Source organism: Rhodospirillaceae bacterium, assembly GCA_002728255.1.
GTDB lineage: Bacteria > Pseudomonadota > Alphaproteobacteria > UBA7887 > UBA7887.
On the sequence record PBWV01000019.1, the window covers coordinates 96640 to 114151 of the forward strand.

Below are 17512 nucleotides of genomic sequence, written 5' to 3' on the forward strand. Positions count from 1 at the left end.
GATCTTCCATTTAGCGCTTTAAGTTAAGTCCCGCAGCTCTTGATCACTTAGGTTGCCCGGCACAATTATCAGAGGAACGCTCAACCTCTTTGTCAATTCGCTACTAAGTTGATGGACCAACTCGTTGTCACCCTTACCCTCAGGGGCACAGCCCAAAACCATAGCGCTTATGTATGGCTCCTCGTCAATTAGTCGAAGAATTTGCTCGGCCTTTGACCCTTCCTTAACAAACAGCACAGGAGTTACACCCGCATAATCATGGACCTCAGCAGCCAAAGCCTGCAGCCGGCACTCAGCGTCTGCCCGACCTTCCTCTGCCATTCTTTCACCAACAACAGCCCAGTGCTGAAACGCTGCCGGCTCAATCACGTAGAGTAAGACTATTTGCCCTCCAGTGTGATGAGCGCGAAGAGCAGCTAGGCGCATCGCAACCCGGCACTCGTCCGAATCATCAACACAAACTAAATAAGTAATCCGTCCAGGGATATGTGTTGGCTTCTTTTTNATCTTTTATGCTCTTCTAAAAACAGCACCGGCCAACCAACCGGATAACAATGCCAAGACAACGGCGAGAATACCATAAATCCAGGGGCTATCCTGAGCAGTTTGGTATATTCTCGCCTCCAAACCTGCTTTTCTTATCGACAGCTGCGTGCCTCCTTCAGAAATAATTTTTCCCTTCTTAACCTCGTATACCTTCGCCCTGTAGGTCCCAGGAGGCACATTTGATGGAAAAGTGAAGTGTATCCTAAATAGCCCCCCCTGCACCAAATCAACCGCGGCCGGTTCAGCAAAGTACAGACCTTGTTGAACCTTATGTCTTACTAGAGCCTTCTTGTAGGGTCCATAATCCCTTCCCTCAATGGCGCCTGCTAAACTCAGCACAACATTATTCACGCCGATTTGGTGCTGTAGCAGCACCTCCAACTCCAAAAGCTTATTTATAGGTCCGGTTGACGCAACTGCATAATAACCAGGAATATTTTGAAATACTGCTTCAGAGCGATTAAGCCAAATGCCAATCGTTTTTCTTTTTTTCCTGACCACCACATTTTGGGTGGGTCCACTCAGCACTGCAATTATATTACTTCCTTCATCTTCAGGAGCAGTTTGGACGCCGAATAGGACGACATTAGACCCCGTAAAACTAGAATGAATAGCTATATTATGTTTGCTCAGATCAACAGGTAACTCTGATGACAAACACCGCCCAGCTATCAAAAGCTGGATTAAAACACAAATGGCTAACTTTTGATTTTTACTATTCCAGTAGCTAGTCATCCAAACACCAAAGAAGTTGAATAAGGGTCTAAGGGTGCTACAAGCAAATCATGGGCCAACTTCGCGCACACCAAAAGGACCAGAATGGCTAACAAAATTCTTAATTCCTCCCCTCTGAGGCGAGCACCCAAACGACTGCCAAATTGGGCCCCTACCACAGCGCCTAGCAACAAAACCAAGGCAAGTACGATATCTACAGTTTGGTTGGTACCTGCATGGAGAAGGGTGCTATTAGCCGTGACAAAAATAATCTGAAAAAGTGAAGTTCCTACCACTATAGATGTAGGCATACCGAGAATGTAAATCATGGCAGGGATCATAATAAAACCACCCCCTACTCCCATGACAGCCGACAGTACTCCGACAAATAGCCCGATACCTGCTGGAACCAGAACACTGATATACAGTTTCGATTTTCTGAACCGCATCTTAAATGGAAGGCCATGCACCCAGTAATGNGTATGCATGCGTCCAGGTGACCGGCCCTTCCACCTTCGAATAATAGACCTGCCGCTCTCCACTGCCATCAAAATACCTACCGCACCCAGAAATACGACAAACAAAATCGAAATAAATTCGTCTATTTGCCCGATCTGGCGGAGCTTTCGAAAAAGTAACACTCCCATTCCCGAGCCAACAATACCGCTGACTACAAGAACAGCGCCCATCCTCAGGTCAACATTGCCTCTTCGCCAATGGGCCAGAAAACCGGAGACGGAAGCCGCCGTGATCTGGTTTGCTTCCGTCGCCACAGCTACTGGAGGTGGTACACCGATGAAAATGAGCAGTGGCGTCATAAGAAAGCCCCCGCCAGTACCGAACATGCCCGACAAAAACCCCACGACAAGGCCCAAGCCTAGCAGCAGGACTATGTTCATAGATATTTCAGCAATTGGTAAATAAATTTCCATCGATATCTAAAATGGAANGCAGACNANANCNTTTTGCGCCTACAAACCCAACAAGGCAAGTTTTTTATATTATAAACTCAGGCAAAACGACCCAGGGTCTATCGGCCCCACGGCAAGTCCACCCCAGAAATCCTCCTCAAATAAGGCCTATTATTTCGCGAACTTCAGAAAGAACCGGACGTGCGATATTTTGTGCTCGCTTGGCCCCGTTAGATAGCACTGCATCTATATGCGACAAGTCTTGGGAAAGGCGCTTTATCTCTTCTCCGATAGGAACTAGCTTAGCCACTGCTATCTCCGTCAAGCGGGGCTTAAACTCAGAAAAATTTTTCCCTCCAAATTCTGCGCATACTTCTTCAACGGATGTATCGCTGAGGGCTGCGTATATTCCGATCAAGTTTTCGGCTTCCGGCCGACCATCAAATTGCTCCCCACTAACAGGGAGAGGTTCTGGATCAGTGCGGGCCTTCTGAATTTTTAATGCAATCGTATCTTCATCATCAGTCAGATTGATTCGCGAATAATCAGACTCATCCGACTTGCTCATCTTGTTGGCACCGCTCCTCAAACTCATAACACGAGCAGCGTCATCCATGATCACGGGTTCCGGCTCGGGGAAAAAATCAACATCAAACATGCTATTAAAAGCTTGGGCTATATCCCGGGTCAGCTCCAGGTGCTGTTTTTGATCAGCCCCGACAGGCACGTGGGTAGCTTTATAGAGGAGTATATCAGCCGCCATAAGGTTTGGGTAAGCATATAAACCCACAGTTGCATTATCTCTGCGCTTCCCTGCTTTTTCCTTAAACTGAGTCATCCTGTTTAGCCAACCTAGTCGGGAAACACAGTTAAAAATCCACGCTAGCTCCGCATGACCCGATATTTTACTCTGATTAAAAATAATATTTTTAGCGGGATCTAAACCTGCTGCCAGAAGGCCGGCCGTGACCTCCCGGGTATTAGCACGGAGCTCCGCCGGATCTTGCGGAACAGTAATAGCGTGCAAATCAACAACACAGTACAAGCACTCAAACTTCGACTGCAACTTTACCCAATTCCGGATTGCGCCGAGGTAATTTCCCAAGTGCAAATTTCCCGTCGGTTGGACGCCCGAAAAAATCCGCTCCATGTATCCCCCAGAATATTTACTAATATGCCCAAGCCTAGGCGTCAGACCACACTACGATGTCAGGAGAAGTTTTCAACCTTACAGTTACATATAAAAAAGCAAATACGAATCAAGGTGCGTCGAGCTTGCCACCCCTGCTAATAGTTCTCAAGTACTGCAAAGACAGCCCCCCTGATGCAACGGAGACCATAAAATACACTCCCGCACCCGTTATAACTAGAACCAATACCGTCAACACTTGCGCCCATAGGCCAAGGGAAGAACCAAACAACCCATATCGCTGAACAATCCAAAGATACGCGGCCATCACAACGCCCGCTGCCAAAAGTTTCCCAATTCGCCACAACATACTCGGGCTGGGCCGAAACAACCTTCTTCGCTTGAGACCCCAGACAAGCAATATAACATTTACCCAAGATGAAATTGTGCTGGCTAAAGCGATGCCTACTACCCCTAGGAACTGCATGAGAATGAGATTAAGGAAGACATTAACCAACAGTGCGATAATAGCTATTTGAACAGGGGTTTTTGTATCTTTCCGAGCAAAATAACCAGGCGCTAAAACTTTAATAAGTATGAAGGCTGGCAAGCCTAGGGCATATGCAGAAAGAACAGCCGCAGTTACAAAACTATCAGCTACAGTAAAGGCGCCTCTTTCGAATAAAACCGAAATAATAGGCTCCGAAATCACTAGCAGAGCCAGAGCGGCTGGAATAGCAAAGGTAAGAGAAAGTTCAACAGCTTGATTTTGCGTTGCTAGGGCCGAGCCTTCATCGCCTTCGGCAACTTGACGGGAGATAGTTGGTAATAGAGCCGTTCCCATAGCCACGCCGATAACACCCAGGGGTAACTGGGCGACTCGATCAGCATAATACAAATGAGAAACGGACCCTCCAGGAAGTAAGGAAGCTATTACCATATCAACAACAAGATTTAACTGCACCACGCCTGCCCCTGCGACAGCTGGCAGCATTAATTTAAGTAGTTGTCTCACAGAGGCTGTCAATTTTGGGTAGCGTAAACTCGGCAACAGCCGCAGGCGCCAGCAATTCAGAGCGATCCACAGGAGTTGGATCACCCCTGCCAACGCCACTCCCCACGCCAAAGCGATAGCAGAACCTGCACCTGACCCGCCCATTGCTAGTAGGGAGCCGATCAAACAAAGATTCAATAAGACCGGGGCGAAGGCTGCACTTGCAAAGCGCTGAAAACTATTTAGTAAGCCAGAAAGGAGGGATACCAAGGAAATGAACAAAAGATAAGGAAATGTAAGCCGAGAAAGATACACAGTTAAATCAAATCGCTCGGGGTCATCGGCAAAACCAGGAGCAATCAGCATTACTAGCCACGGCATGGCCAACTGGGACAACCCAACAAAAATCACGAGCACTACTAGCAGAATAGAAAGCGCCTCCTCAGCAAATTGAAACGCTCCTCTTTTCCCTTCAGAAGTGAGTTTTGCGGAAAAAAGTGGCACAAACGCGAGGTTAAACGCACCCTCAGCAAACAACCTCCTAAAAAGATTGGGCAGCTTGAACGCAATAAAGAACGCATCTCCAGCTGCGCCCGCCCCCAGATAGAATGCGATCAGAATATCGCGAATAAAACCAAGACAGCGAGAGGCGAGGGTAAACATTCCTACCACTGCCGCAGATTTTATTAGCATCCGTATCCTCAGATTTTGTAAGGCACTTCTAAAAGTCTTCGTAGGCGAAGTCCACGCAGCAACCATACGGCAAAAATCTCTGCGCTATGGTTTACCTCTTCGCTTTCCCTAAAGCTTAGGCCGTCGTTGTTCACCTCGCACGAGCCGCCCGGGAAATTCTCCAGTATGCTCGCCAGCACACATCACCTCTATTCCACTAACAAACGTCCGTTCGTAACCAACGGCCCGTTGAATAAACCTTTTGCCACCAGAAGGCAGGTCATAAGCCAGCTCCGGCCTAGTCACGCTTAAAGATGCAAAATCAACAAGATTGATGTCGGCCCTAAATCCGGGAGCCAAGATCCCCCTATCCAATAATCCATAAGATGCGGCCGTCTTTCCCGTTTGTTTTGCCACCAGGGCTTCTAAACTCACGCCTTTTCCACGCTTTCGATCTCGTGCCCAGTGGGTAAGCAGAAAAGTGGGATAGCTCGCATCACATATTGTAGCCACGTGAGCACCCGCATCCCCTAACCCACATATCGTATTTTCATCCACCAGCATTTCCCGGACCACCTCTAGGCTGCCACCCGAATAATTCTCAAAGGGAAAGAGTAAAAAACCTTTCCCATCTTCCTGCAAAAGAATTTCTAATGCGAGATCCCACCTATCCTGGCCCATGCGTTCTGCCCGACGTGTTATGGTCTGCGAGGGGTGTGGTTCGTAATCAGGGGGGTCTGATAGTTCAAACGATTTATCTAACGCCTCGGCCATCCACTTAGTGTGCCCATCGTTTGGACGAACCTCCACCAAGGAACGGCGCAAGCTGGCATCTTCCTTTATTTTAATTACCCGTTCCTTCGGTGATAGAGACGCTAAGGCCCGCCAGCTTGGGTGACTAGAAAATGGATGTATGCTCGTCTCCAAGCCCATCAAAATTCCTATGGGCCTACACCCAACCTGGCCATTCACACTCAGACCATCAGCATTAGCTTCCTGAATTTGCTTCAGTGTTTGACGCCAGAGCTCTGGTTGAGCGTCCACCTGGAGCAACAAGACAGAGAGTGGGCGCCCCGATAGTTCGGCAAATTTCCGTAGTGCCAGAAATTCTCCCGGACCTAAATCCGAATTACACTCAAATACACCTGTCCCCGCGCGCCGCATGGCTTGGGCCAGACCAGCAAGCTCTATATCCTCAGCACTCAAGCTGGGAGTGGGACTTCCATCCGCAGCCTTGTGCTTTACGGTACGGGATGTGGAAAAACCTAGGGCCCCTGCCCTCAGGCTCTCTTCGAGCAAGCGAGCCATTTCCGCTATTTCATCTTCCGTTGGAACTTCATCATGATCCGCCCCCCTATCTCCCATCACATAAAAGCGCAACGCACCATGCGGCACCTGCGCCCCCACGTTCATGACCCTTTTTGTCGACCCCAGCACATCCAAGTACTCGGGGAAACTCTCCCAGTTGAAGTCGATCCCATCTGCCAAGACGGTGCCAGGGATATCTTCTACACCTTCCATTAGGTTGATTAGGTAATTCTGCGAACCTGGCCTGACCGGGGCAAAACCCACGCCACAGTTACCGAATACTGTCGTTGTGACCCCGTGCCAGGAAGAGGGGGTCATATAGGGATCCCAAGTCGCTTGCCCGTCATAATGCGTATGAATATCTACCCAACCAGGCAGGACCATGAGACCATCGGCATCAATTTCCCGTCTACCAGCAGATATTTCATTCCCGACTGCACTAATTAGCCCGTTGTCGACACCCAGATCCGCCACGTACCTGGGGTTTCCTGTCCCATCCACTACCGTGCCGGTCCGTATTACAATATCATGCATTGCTTACCCTAAATAAAAATCAAAATAACCTTTATCCACGCGACCCCTCTTTAGGCGGATGGGCCCGAATAACATCTTCATTAGGATCCGCACCCCACCCGGGCCCGGTTGGCAATTTCAAAACGCCATTCTCAATCACAGGAGGGACTGTAACCAGGTCATCCTTCCAAGGCACGTCGTCCGGGTCTATCTCCATTATTCGCAAGTGCGGAAGAACTGCACAAAAATGGGCGCTCATCAGTGTCGATAAGTGTCCATAAAAATTGTGTGGCGCAACATTAATCTCATAGGGTTCAGCCATAGCCGCAATTTTTACAGACTCGAGAATGCCATTCCATGGCACATCAATGATAGCAACATCTACCGAATGTTGTTCAAAGAACGGCCTGTACTGGCGACGTCCGTACAAAGATTCACAGGACGCTATTGGTGTCTTGCACGATCTTCGAATATCCCTAAGAGCTGTGGGATTATAGGTATCAATCTCAAACCATTGAAGACCAAGATCATCAAGCTCGTGGACCATCCCAAGAAAACCTTCGGTCTTAAAGTTGAAATTAATGTCCAAATGGACCTTAACGTCCGGGCCTGCTCCCTCTTGCAAAGCCATGATCTGATTTCTCACCGCTTTTTTTACCCTATCGCTTGGATTTAACGCGAGATCATATGACCCGGTATGCCGAAGAGTATTCGAGGGTCCGCCAGCTGCAAATCCTGCCATATACACCTCTGGTCCGCGAACGCGCTGAGCACCCTCCTCTTCAAACAAGAACATGTTGGTCTTCAGGGCGCGAAACCCTGCGTCGGCAACCTCTCTCCCCATCTCCCGGCAACCCTCTAGGGAGTTAAGCTGTTTGACGCCCAAAATTTCATGGTGGTGTAGTCGGTAAGTGCCACAATGCGACCAATATAACTCGATCTCATCCCTAACAGCCCCTCCCAACATCTCATAAACCGGGATACCGAGCGCCTTTGCCTTGATATCTACCAACGCATTTTCTATCGCCGCAATGGCTTGGGAGATCAGCCCGCCAGGCGCCTGCCGGGTCTGNCCATAAAGGCTCGCACTAATTCTCCCTACTGCTCGAGGGTCCGTTCCAATCAAACTTTCAGCAAGCGGTCTGATCACACCGGTCAGGCCTTTAGATCCNTAGCCNTCATTGTACTCCGAATANCCTACNACACCTTCATCTGTCATAATTTTCAGGAAGGAAAAATTTCGCCATCCNGCATCACAGTGTAGNTCTTCAATNCCCGTTATCTTCATNTCGACCTCCCTCTTTCAATAGTCAACACGCTGCAAGCGAACCCTNTTCCGCACGCCCCTGTTTNTCTCCNCCAACCTTCTCAGGAANNAATACTTCCAGCAAAGTATCTCTGATTTTCTTTATATGCTCGTCTCCAACNACCTTCATTCCNAACATATCCTTAACATANAATATATCCACAGCCCTAACACCGTACGTTGTTATNCGCGCCGATCCAATAGAAAGCCGCAGCTNCCTGAGGGTTCGTGTAACNTCATATAATANNCCCCCTCGATCTCGNGCNTTCACCTCAATAACNGTGTAAGTAGAGCTNGCATTNTTGTCCACCAAAACCCTAGGCGCCACAGAAAATACCCTNGTCCTGTCACGCAANNCGCNTTTACTCTCNATCANGGCTTGCGGCTTGAAATCGTTGCGAAGCGTCTCCTCTATCGTATGAGAAAGCTTTGACACCTGTTCATACGGCCGGCCATCNACNNCNTGAATCCAAAATACATCCAGGGCCATTCCATCTGTGGTCGAAAAAACCCTCGCNTCCGCTATAGTAGCGCCGCTAGCTGCCATCGCNCCAGCAATACCAGAAAATAATCCATGGTGGTCNGGACAATATATTGTCACCTCCGTGGCAGACCTTAACGGGTCTACCAATGAATCGAGTGCAAACTGCTTACCATGGCCATCCGCCTCTTTTATAAACTTAGCGTGCCGTGTGTGGATTTCTGTATCAAACGACAGCCAGTAACTCGGATATCCCCGCTTAAGATACTCAGCTACTTCATTTGGATTCCAATCGCTAAGGTTTCCGCACAAAGTTTCCTGTGCCGCGGCAACCCGTTCGCTACGATCAAGTCGAGTTCTGCCTGCGCTAAGCTCCGCAGCTGCTTCACTATATAGGCCTTCTATCAGTTGCGCCTTCCATCCATTCCATACCTTAGGTCCGACAGCTCGGATGTCAGCCACCGTCAGCACTAGTAAGAGCCGGAGCCTTTCAAGAGATTGTACTTCTCTCACAAAGTCACTCACCGTACGTGGATCTCCAATATCCCGCTTGAATGCCGTGCTGGAAAGCAGCAAATGATTCGCTACCAACCAGGAAACGGTCTCCGTATCTTCATGATTTAGTCCAAATCTCGGCCCCAGCTTTGAGGCAATTTTGGCGCCAATTGTGGAGTGATTACCGCCCCTGCCCTTTCCTATATCGTGAAGGAAGAGCGCTAGATACAAAACATTTCTCGACAACAAATCGCCGGCGATGTCTGTTACAAGCGGCAGCTGCTCGGACAGTTCACCCTTCTCCAGACTCCACAAGATCCCAATGGCAAATATCGTATGTTCGTCAACCGTGTACACATGGTACATATCGTGCTGCATTTGGGCCACCACCCTACCAAAATCCAGTATGAATTTTCCCAAAACCCCGCTCTCGTTCATCCGTCGGAGGGCAATGGCGGGCTCCGACGTCGATGTAAGGATTTCAAAAAAAATCTTGTTGGCCCGGTCATCAGCACGCAACTTGGCATCCACCCTCTTTAAGCTGCGTCCCAGAAGACGCAGTGCGTTTGGATGGACATCCAGCCCATTCTTTTGGGCTTCCCGGAAAAGTTCCAATATCTTAATTGGGCTTCGCTCAAATTCACAATCATTAGCCACATCCAACCGCCCGTTGGATATCCTAAACCCTGAGACGCCACTATACTTCCGAAAGCTTTTGAAGCCTGTTTTCCGAGTTGAGTTCCTGTGTTCAGCCTCTAGCGCCGAACAGAACGTTCGGGTTAGATTCCCCACATCTTTGGCAACCCTATAATAGTACTTCATAAAACGTTCCGCGCCAGTCGCATTGCGACGGGACCCAAACTGCATCAGGTCNGCAACAGGCGCCTGCTGGTCGAAAGTGAGCCTATCCTCCTTTCGNGAAGCNAGATAGTGCAGATGGAAGCGAACAGTCCATAGAAATTTATTTGATTTATCAAAAAGTTTTTTTTCATCCTGCTTAAGGACACCCTGAGAAACTAGATCCTCTATTTCATGTATTGGGTACAAGTATCTTGCAATCCAAAGCAGAGTATGAAGATCGCGCAAACCACCCTTACCATCTTTTATATTAGGCTCCAGCACGTAGCGAGATTTGCCCATCTGAGTGTGTCGATCAGTCCGTTCAGACATCTTGGCAGCTAGAAACTCATCCCCGCCTTTCGTCAACACCTCTTTCCTGAATCGCCGCATAAATTCTGTAAACAGAGGCTGATCTCCGCATACATGCCGTGCTTCAAGGAGACTGGTGCAAATTGTCACATCTTTGCTAGCCCTCGCCACACTCTCATCCAAGGATCTGGTCGCGTGACCTACTGTTAGACCTAAGTCCCAAAGTAAATATAATAGGTACTCGACTACTTGCTCACCCCTCGGCGTCAACTTCCAGGGATGCACAAAACATAGATCGACGTCAGAACATGGAGCCATCTCTTCTCGCCCATACCCGCCAACGGCGACGAGTGATAGGCGGTCAGCTATCGTTGGGTTTATTGCTGGAAAGATGTCCCCGTCAACACGTTCAAAGGCGACGCGAATAATTTGGTCCATCAAAAAGCTATTAGCTAACGCCGCCACAGTCCCATCAGATTTATCCACGAAAATCTTTCTAACAACANTCCGGCCAGCATCCAAACTTTCTCTTAGTTGCCGCAGCAGAACTGCTCGATACTCTGTCGATCCAGACAAACCTTTTAGTTGGGCGGAAAGCTCCGATGTTAGGTGCCGCCTATCGATGACCTCCCTTTGGTTAAATGGCAGTCTACTCATCGGCTTCCATTATTCTGCGAAGGTTGTACAACGCATCCAATGCCTCTAGGGGGGTTAAATTATCTGGCTCAATCTGCCGCAATTGTGCCCGGACAGAATCAACTGAATTAAGATCTGGATCTTCATTAGTAATAGAAAATAGGGGCAGGTCTTCAGCGGATAGGGTCAGATCTGAACCTCGCTCTTCATGCTCGAGCACGGCCAGCACCTCCTGAGCGCGCTTTAATACCCGTGATGGCAGTCCCGCCAAGCGGGCAACTTGTATGCCGTAAGAGCGATCTGCTGACCCAGGTGCCACCTCATACATGAAAACGACTGTATCCTTCCATTCCTTTACTCGCATATAATAACAGACAAGGGAATTTAGTCTGGAAGATAAAGCCGTAAGCTCGTGGAAATGTGTAGCAAAAAGAGCGCGACATCTGTTGTGAGTGTGGAGGTATTCAACTGCCGCCCAGGCTATAGACAGGCCATCATACGTGGCGGTACCCCGCCCTATTTCGTCCAACACGACCAACGACCGCTCACTAGATTGATTTAGTATAGCCGCTGTCTCTATCATCTCCACCATAAAAGTAGATCGCCCGCGGGCAAGATCATCTGCAGCGCCCACCCTACTAAACAATCTATCTACGATACCAATATGTCCGGCCTTTGCCGGGATGAAACTCCCCGTCTGGGCTAACACCGTGATAAGAGCGTTTTGTCGCAAAAAGGTGCTCTTACCTGCCATGTTTGGCCCAGTAATAAGCCAAAGCCTACATTCTGGGTCTAAATTACAACTATTGGGAATGAAGGCCACATCCCCTTGAGACACGTCCGACTTAGCCTCAACAACAGGATGTCTCCCGCCGTCGATGTTAAATTGTAGACTATTATCTACTNCCGGACGTACATAGTTTCGTTCTGCNGCCAACTGCGCAAAACCGACGGACACATCCAACGCTGCCAGGGCCCCAGCGGTTTCAGTAAGCGGAAGCCTCTCATCACAAACCTTTTCAACGAGTTTTTGAAATAGATCTAACTCCAATACCAGTGCATCTGAAGCCGACGACGAAATCATTTTCTCCAATCCACCCAGTTCCAAAGTAGTAAAGCGGACCGAATTTGCGAGTGTTTGCCGATGTATAAAACTTGAAGGAACTTTATCTGCCTGTGCCGCTCTCACTTCGATAAAGTAACCTAAAATATTATTCTGTTTTATTTTAAGCGCCGGAAATCCCGTGTCCAAACGGTAGCTATTTTCTAGATCCCTAATTAAGCGTCTGCTCTCATCACGCCCTAAGCGGAGCTTATCTAAGCGTTCAGAGAAGCCTTCTTCTATAAAGCCACCCGTCCTCGCTAAGAGTGGCAAGTCAGAAGAAAGGGCGGCCGATAACACATCTAAAATCTCTTTGTGCGCATCAAAAAATCTCCCATAGCGCGCCATTAACCCCCCTGTCTTAGCTGCCTCCCCCTCAGAAAGAAGCGCGTGAATTTGTTTACCTACGGCAATGGCATCCTTGACTACGGATAAATCGCGAGGGCCTCCCCGATCCAGGGTAAGCCGTGCTAAGGCTCGCTCCAAATCTGGGCAACTCCGTAGCAATTTGCGAAGTTCGGAACGGACAGAACCATCGTCGACCAACCAAGCAACTTCATCCAATCGTTCGGCTATTAGGTTCGGATCAGTGACAGGTGCCATCAATCGAGCGGCGAGTAGCCTGGCTCCAGAAGCGCTACAGGTGAAGTCAATTGCCCCGAGCAAGCTCTTTTCCCGGCTACCATCAAGGGATACTACGATCTCCAAGCTCCGTCTGGTCGCGGAGTCTATTGCCATAACGGCGTCTGTATTTTGCCTCCTGGGAGGAGCTAGGTGAGGCAATTGACCTTTCTGGGTCAGCCGCACATATTCAAGAAGAGCCCCACAAGCACCCAACTCCGCCCGCCCAAAAATTCCAAATCCCTCGAGAGCCAGGACAGCAAACGCTTCCTTTAGACGGTTCTCACCGCCGTGGCTGGTAAAACGAGATTGTGGCAGAAACGTCAAGATAGATTTCCACTCTGCTAAAACCTTAACAAGCACTCCCTTCTGACTAGCATCCTCCGGGACCAACAATTCCCCAGGCGCTATTTGGGCTATTGCAGAGCCTAGATCTTCCAACGCTGGAGCAGAGCAAACAAAGCTCCCTGTCGAAATATCAATCCAGGCCAATCCGATGTTTGACCCGACAGCGGCAACAGCCGCCAGGTGATTATTTGAGCGCGCATCCAAAAGACCTTCCTCCGTCAAGGTGCCCGGAGTAATAATCCGCACCACATCCCTTTTTACCAAAGCCTTGTAACCGCGTTTTCGCGCTTCCATAGGGCTTTCCAACTGTTCGCAGATCGCAACCCGATGACCGCCTTTAATTAACTTTTGTAGATAGGTCTCGTGGCTATGGACTGGGACCCCACACATGGGGACGTCCACACCCTCGTGCCGACCCCGTTTTGTCAAAGCTATATCAAGGGCAGACGCTGCCAACACGGCATCTTCAAAAAACAATTCATAAAAATCTCCCATCCGATAAAACAAAAGGCAGTCCTCATGTTCCTGTTTAATGGCCCAATATTGGGCCATCATCGGGGTTGGTTGGTGTTTGGCGTTACCTCTAATAGCGATACTCCTCTAGGTATGAACCAAAAGATTGTAATGGGTTCGTCCTCTCCACCAAAATAATAACACAACCCTTGTAAAGAGAGTTCCTTTACGATCTCGGTTGACAGTACTAGAATCTCATCACTGATATAGCTACAATACATTTGTATACNAACCCCAGAAAGAAGGGTCATGCCGCCATCTAACAAAACGTCAAAAGTTCTGCGGGACGAAGCGCTTGCCTTTCACACCATGGGGAAGCCAGGCAAGTTAGAAGTAAGGCCAACAAAGCCCTTGACCACAGCCAGGGAGCTTTCCCTTGCTTATTCACCAGGGGTGGCCGAGCCCTGTCTTCAAATACATAAAAACCCAGATTTGGCGTACGATTACACTTCAAANGGAAACATGGTCGCCGTGATTTCAAACGGCACTGCAGTCCTCGGCCTGGGCAATTTAGGTGCGCTGGGTGCCAAACCGGTAATGGAAGGTAAAGCTGTCTTATTTAAGAGGTTTGCCGACATAGACAGNATAGATCTAGAGATTGACACAGAAGACGTAGACGAATTCGTAAATTGTGTGCGCCATCTAGGAAAGACCTGGGGGGGAATAAANCTGGAGGATATCCGNGCNCCNGAATGCTTTATAATTGAGCAACGNCTCAGGGAAGCAATGGATATTCCCGTATTCCACGATGACCAGCATGGAACNGCNATAATTGCNGCNGCNGGCTTTATCAANGCTCTACANCTNACNGGNAGNNAAATTANNGANNCACGTGTNGTCATCAATGGGGCNGGNGCCGCCGGAGTNGCCTGCNCGGAGCTATTAAAAGGTATGGGAGTNCCTCCGAAAAACNTTNTTTTATGCGANACTCGGGGGGTNATTTTTACAGGCCGAGAGGCCGGAATGAACCAATGGAAGTCNGCNCACGCCAANCCTACTGAACTAAGAACNTTNGCTGAGGCAGTNNANGGTGCTGACGTATTTTTTGGGCTCTCAAAGAAGGGNGTCATGACGNCNGANATGGTGAAANGCATGGCNNCNCANCCNATNATTTTTGCAATGGCNAACCCTGACCCAGANATTACNCCNGAAGANGTGGCNGCAATCCGNGNTGATGCCATTATGGCAACNGGGAGGTCTGACTATCCCAACCAGGTTAANAATGTNTTGGGNTTTCCGTATATTTTTAGGGGNGCCCTCGACGTNCGNGCANCTACAATTAACGACGCTATGAAGATTGCNGCAGCAGAAGCCATCGCGGCGCTCGCNCGGGAGGANGTNCCNGACGAGGTTGCNGCNGCNTATTCTGCGGGTAACTTNCGTTACGGACCNGAATANATAATNCCAGCNCCCTTNGATCCCCGCCTAATNAGCGCNGTCCCTATGGCNGTNGCNCANGCNGCNATCGCNAGCGGCGTNGCGCAGAAACCTTTTGCAGACGAAAACGANTATAGGCGNANTCTGGGCGTCAGNCTNGATCCCGCCGCNAGCAATNTCCAAATGATNCAAGAGGAAGTCCGTNGCAAACCAGTACGCATGGTTTTTGCAGAAGGCGANGAAGAACCTGTAATTCGTGCNGCNCTNCANTGGCGTGGGTTGGGTTTNGGNACNCCAGTTCTAATAGGNCGGGAAAANGTNATCCTNGAAACTATGTCNAAAATGGGNCTTGGCGGNCCAGAAAGCCTGGAAATACANAANGCCGCNCTAAGCAAAGACAACAAANTCTATACNGATTTCCTNTACTCTCGTCAGCAGAGNAACGGNATGCTTTACCGAGACTGCCANCGNTTAGTNAACCAAAANCGNAATGTTTTTGGAGCNTGCATGGTCGCNATGGACCATGCTGAAGCTATGGTCACTGGATTAACCCGNGGNTACTACGTCGCTCTNGAAGANATAAGNCTGGTNCTTGATCCNAGGCAGNNCGAGCGCATGTTTGGGCTTTCNATGGTGATCTCNGAAGACAGAACNGTNTTTATTNCNGANACCACNGTNCATGAGNTNCCAACNCCAGANGAGNTNGCAGATATAGCTTGNCAAACAGCAGCNAAANCNAGNTCNATGGGNTATGANCCNNGGGTNGCNCTGTTATCTAATTCNAANTTTGGCAATCCNAANTGGGAACAGGCNGAGCGGATCAGAGANGCNGTAGGGGNNCTTGATAAAAGGNNNGTTGATTTNGAATANGACGGAGAGNTAGCNGCNGATGTTGCTCTTAACTCGGAANTACTAAANCTTTATCCATTCTGNCGATTNTCTGGNCCGGCCAACGTCTTNATNATGCCNGCNCTNCATAGCGCCAATATCTCTGCCAAACTANTNCACGAAATAGGGAATAAAGCCGTCATAGGNCCNCTGCTTATGGGNCTCAGCAAGCCCGCCCAGATAGTGCCNATGGGATCTACNGTNTCCNCTATAATTAACCANGCNGCNTTTGCNGCNCACGANGCCTTGCGGCGNCANAAGANNCCCGNCCTANAGNCTTCANNCNGAAAAAANNGGCGTCGGAAAAGTGCNTGATCTTCTGCNATGTGCCANGGCANCNCTTANACCTGGAGNCCCAAATANTTAAGGCGCCCTCCTAAGAGGATATATGTTGCTCTTTAAGAGACATTCGCGTCTTTTCAGATTGTTTCGTATAGCTTTTTATCTGTCCCTACCTGCTGGGATGGCATTACTTATTGTAAGCCAGTTCACCCAGCTTTCCNCCCCCCAGGCGATTGCGGCTTGGACCTTAGCGGCCGCAGCCACTATAATAATGGCTATGCCAATCGTTGCAGGGCTTACCCTCCTGCCAGGCTTTAGTGAAAGTCTAGCCTCCAAACATCGGGCGCAGCCACCAGACTTTGGCAGGTCGAACCTCGGGCGAGAAACCACCACCGCACTCCGGGCATTGCAGCGCGCGTGGAACGCACAGATAGAAGAGCTCTCGCTCTCAGTTCGCACNAGNAACAATATCATTGAACTCCTTCCAGANCCCNTNATCATCCTAGATNCTGACAGGGCGNTTTCCCGTGCTAATAAAGCGGCCAGAAGTGCNTTTGGCGANGACATACTTGGACGCAATTTAGCTACTATATTTAGAGCCCCAGAAGTTTTGACCGCTTGNTCGGAGGTGTTGGAGAAGGGTTCTTCANCCCAGCGAGAATTCACAATTCCACTNCCGGAGCCTGCCAGAACTTTTTTATGCCGCGCCTTTCCCGTGAAACTCGAGNGCCAGCAAACACGGGCCACNCTGATAGGGTTCTACGATATCACAACCTTAAAAGACATAGATCAAACACGGGCAGACTTTGTCGCGAATGCNAGTCACGAAATTCGGACACCCTTGGCAGCTATCTCTGGGGCTCTAGAAACACTCCGGGGCCCTGCAAAAGATGATATAGAGGCGCAAGAACGGTTTTTGGATATCATTCAAGATCATGCTGNACGGATTAATCGGCTTATCGAAGACNTATTATCCTTGTCGCAAATTGAGATGATGGAACACAATTCCCCTTCGGAACGGACGAACCTTATGTCCATAATTAAAGGAGCCATAGAAGATATTGAGTGGCGGGCCCGACAAACAAGGGTTACCATAAACCTTGAAGACCGCGCTCAAGACATTGAAGTTGCCGCCGACCCTCACTCCTTAAGGCGCGCCTTTCAGAACCTTCTTGATAATGCCATCAAATATGGGGGCTCAGAAGTCTCGGTAAAAATTAGACTGACAGGGTCCCCTGAAAAGTCTCAGACGGTGACTGTCAGTATTTTAGACAATGGCGCGGGAATTCCAGAGAAACACCTTGGCAGGCTGACGGAGCGATTTTACAGAGTGGATAAAGCCAGGTCGCGAGGGCTCGGGGGTACGGGCTTAGGCCTGGCCATTGTCAAACATATTGTTAATCGCCACCGAGGCCAACTCTCTATTACAAGTAAAGGAGGGAAAGGAACCGCCGCCTCGATAACTATCCCTGTCCTAGAGATCCAATAAAATCACCTTACTGTTGCCAGTGAAATAAAACTGTAACG

General features: G+C 49.2%; 11 protein-coding genes and 1 pseudogene. 2 read left to right on the forward strand and 10 right to left on the reverse strand.

Translation table 11 applies throughout. From position 1 onward, the window contains the following. Positions 1-18: 18 nt before the first annotated feature. The 10 genes from CMM32_04950 to CMM32_04995 all read right to left on the reverse strand — a co-directional run bounded on the left by CMM32_04950 (position 19) and on the right by CMM32_04995 (position 13689). Entirely contained in the window at positions 19-426 is a 408-nt protein-coding gene (locus CMM32_04950; GenBank protein ID MBT06249.1) for a universal stress protein, read from the reverse strand. A gap of 84 nt (positions 427-510) precedes the next feature. Further along, complete coding sequence (locus CMM32_04955) at positions 511-1281, reverse strand: hypothetical protein (GenBank protein MBT06250.1); 771 nt, start codon at positions 1279-1281, stop codon at positions 511-513. Then, a complete protein-coding gene (locus CMM32_04960) occupies positions 1278-2192 on the reverse strand; it encodes a permease (GenBank protein MBT06251.1) in 915 nt (304 codons plus the stop codon). Before CMM32_04960 ends, CMM32_04955 begins: the two co-directional genes overlap by 4 nt. Positions 2193-2328: 136 nt before the next feature. Next, positions 2329-3321 carry a tryptophan--tRNA ligase gene (trpS, locus tag CMM32_04965; protein MBT06252.1) on the reverse strand — a complete coding sequence of 331 codons (993 nt, stop codon included), beginning with the start codon at positions 3319-3321 and terminating at the stop codon, positions 2329-2331. A 109-nt stretch (positions 3322-3430) separates the two neighbouring features. Then, positions 3431-5053 (reverse strand): murein biosynthesis integral membrane protein MurJ, encoded by a 1623-nt coding sequence (mviN, locus tag CMM32_04970; GenBank protein MBT06253.1) that lies wholly within the window; start codon positions 5051-5053, stop codon positions 3431-3433. Positions 5054-5095: 42 nt separating this feature from the next. Beyond that, entirely contained in the window at positions 5096-6808 is a 1713-nt protein-coding gene (locus CMM32_04975) for an amidohydrolase (protein ID MBT06254.1), read from the reverse strand. A gap of 31 nt (positions 6809-6839) precedes the next feature. Beyond that, a complete protein-coding gene (locus CMM32_04980) occupies positions 6840-8075 on the reverse strand; it encodes an enolase (protein MBT06255.1) in 1236 nt (411 codons plus the stop codon). A 22-nt stretch (positions 8076-8097) separates the two neighbouring features. Beyond that, positions 8098-10875, reverse strand: coding sequence for a [protein-PII] uridylyltransferase (locus tag CMM32_04985; GenBank protein ID MBT06256.1), 2778 nt, complete (start codon positions 10873-10875; stop codon positions 8098-8100). After that, positions 10868-13480, reverse strand: a complete 2613-nt coding sequence (locus CMM32_04990) for a DNA mismatch repair protein MutS (protein MBT06257.1) — start codon at positions 13478-13480, stop codon at positions 10868-10870. The genes CMM32_04985 and CMM32_04990 overlap by 8 nt, the downstream gene beginning before the upstream one ends. Then, positions 13477-13689: a hypothetical protein gene (locus CMM32_04995; GenBank protein MBT06258.1), complete on the reverse strand. Its 213-nt coding sequence runs from the start codon at positions 13687-13689 to the stop codon at positions 13477-13479. The genes CMM32_04990 and CMM32_04995 overlap by 4 nt, the downstream gene beginning before the upstream one ends. Here CMM32_04995 and CMM32_05000 point away from each other — a divergent pair. Both CMM32_05000 and CMM32_05005 read left to right on the forward strand, forming a co-directional pair. After that, positions 13688-16018: pseudogene (locus tag CMM32_05000) on the forward strand (NADP-dependent malic enzyme). The gene CMM32_04995 and the pseudogene CMM32_05000 sit on opposite strands and share 2 nt — an antisense overlap. A gap of 73 nt (positions 16019-16091) precedes the next feature. After that, positions 16092-17474, forward strand: coding sequence for a two-component sensor histidine kinase (locus CMM32_05005; GenBank protein MBT06259.1), 1383 nt, complete (start codon positions 16092-16094; stop codon positions 17472-17474). The last annotated feature ends 38 nt before the right edge of the window (positions 17475-17512 follow it).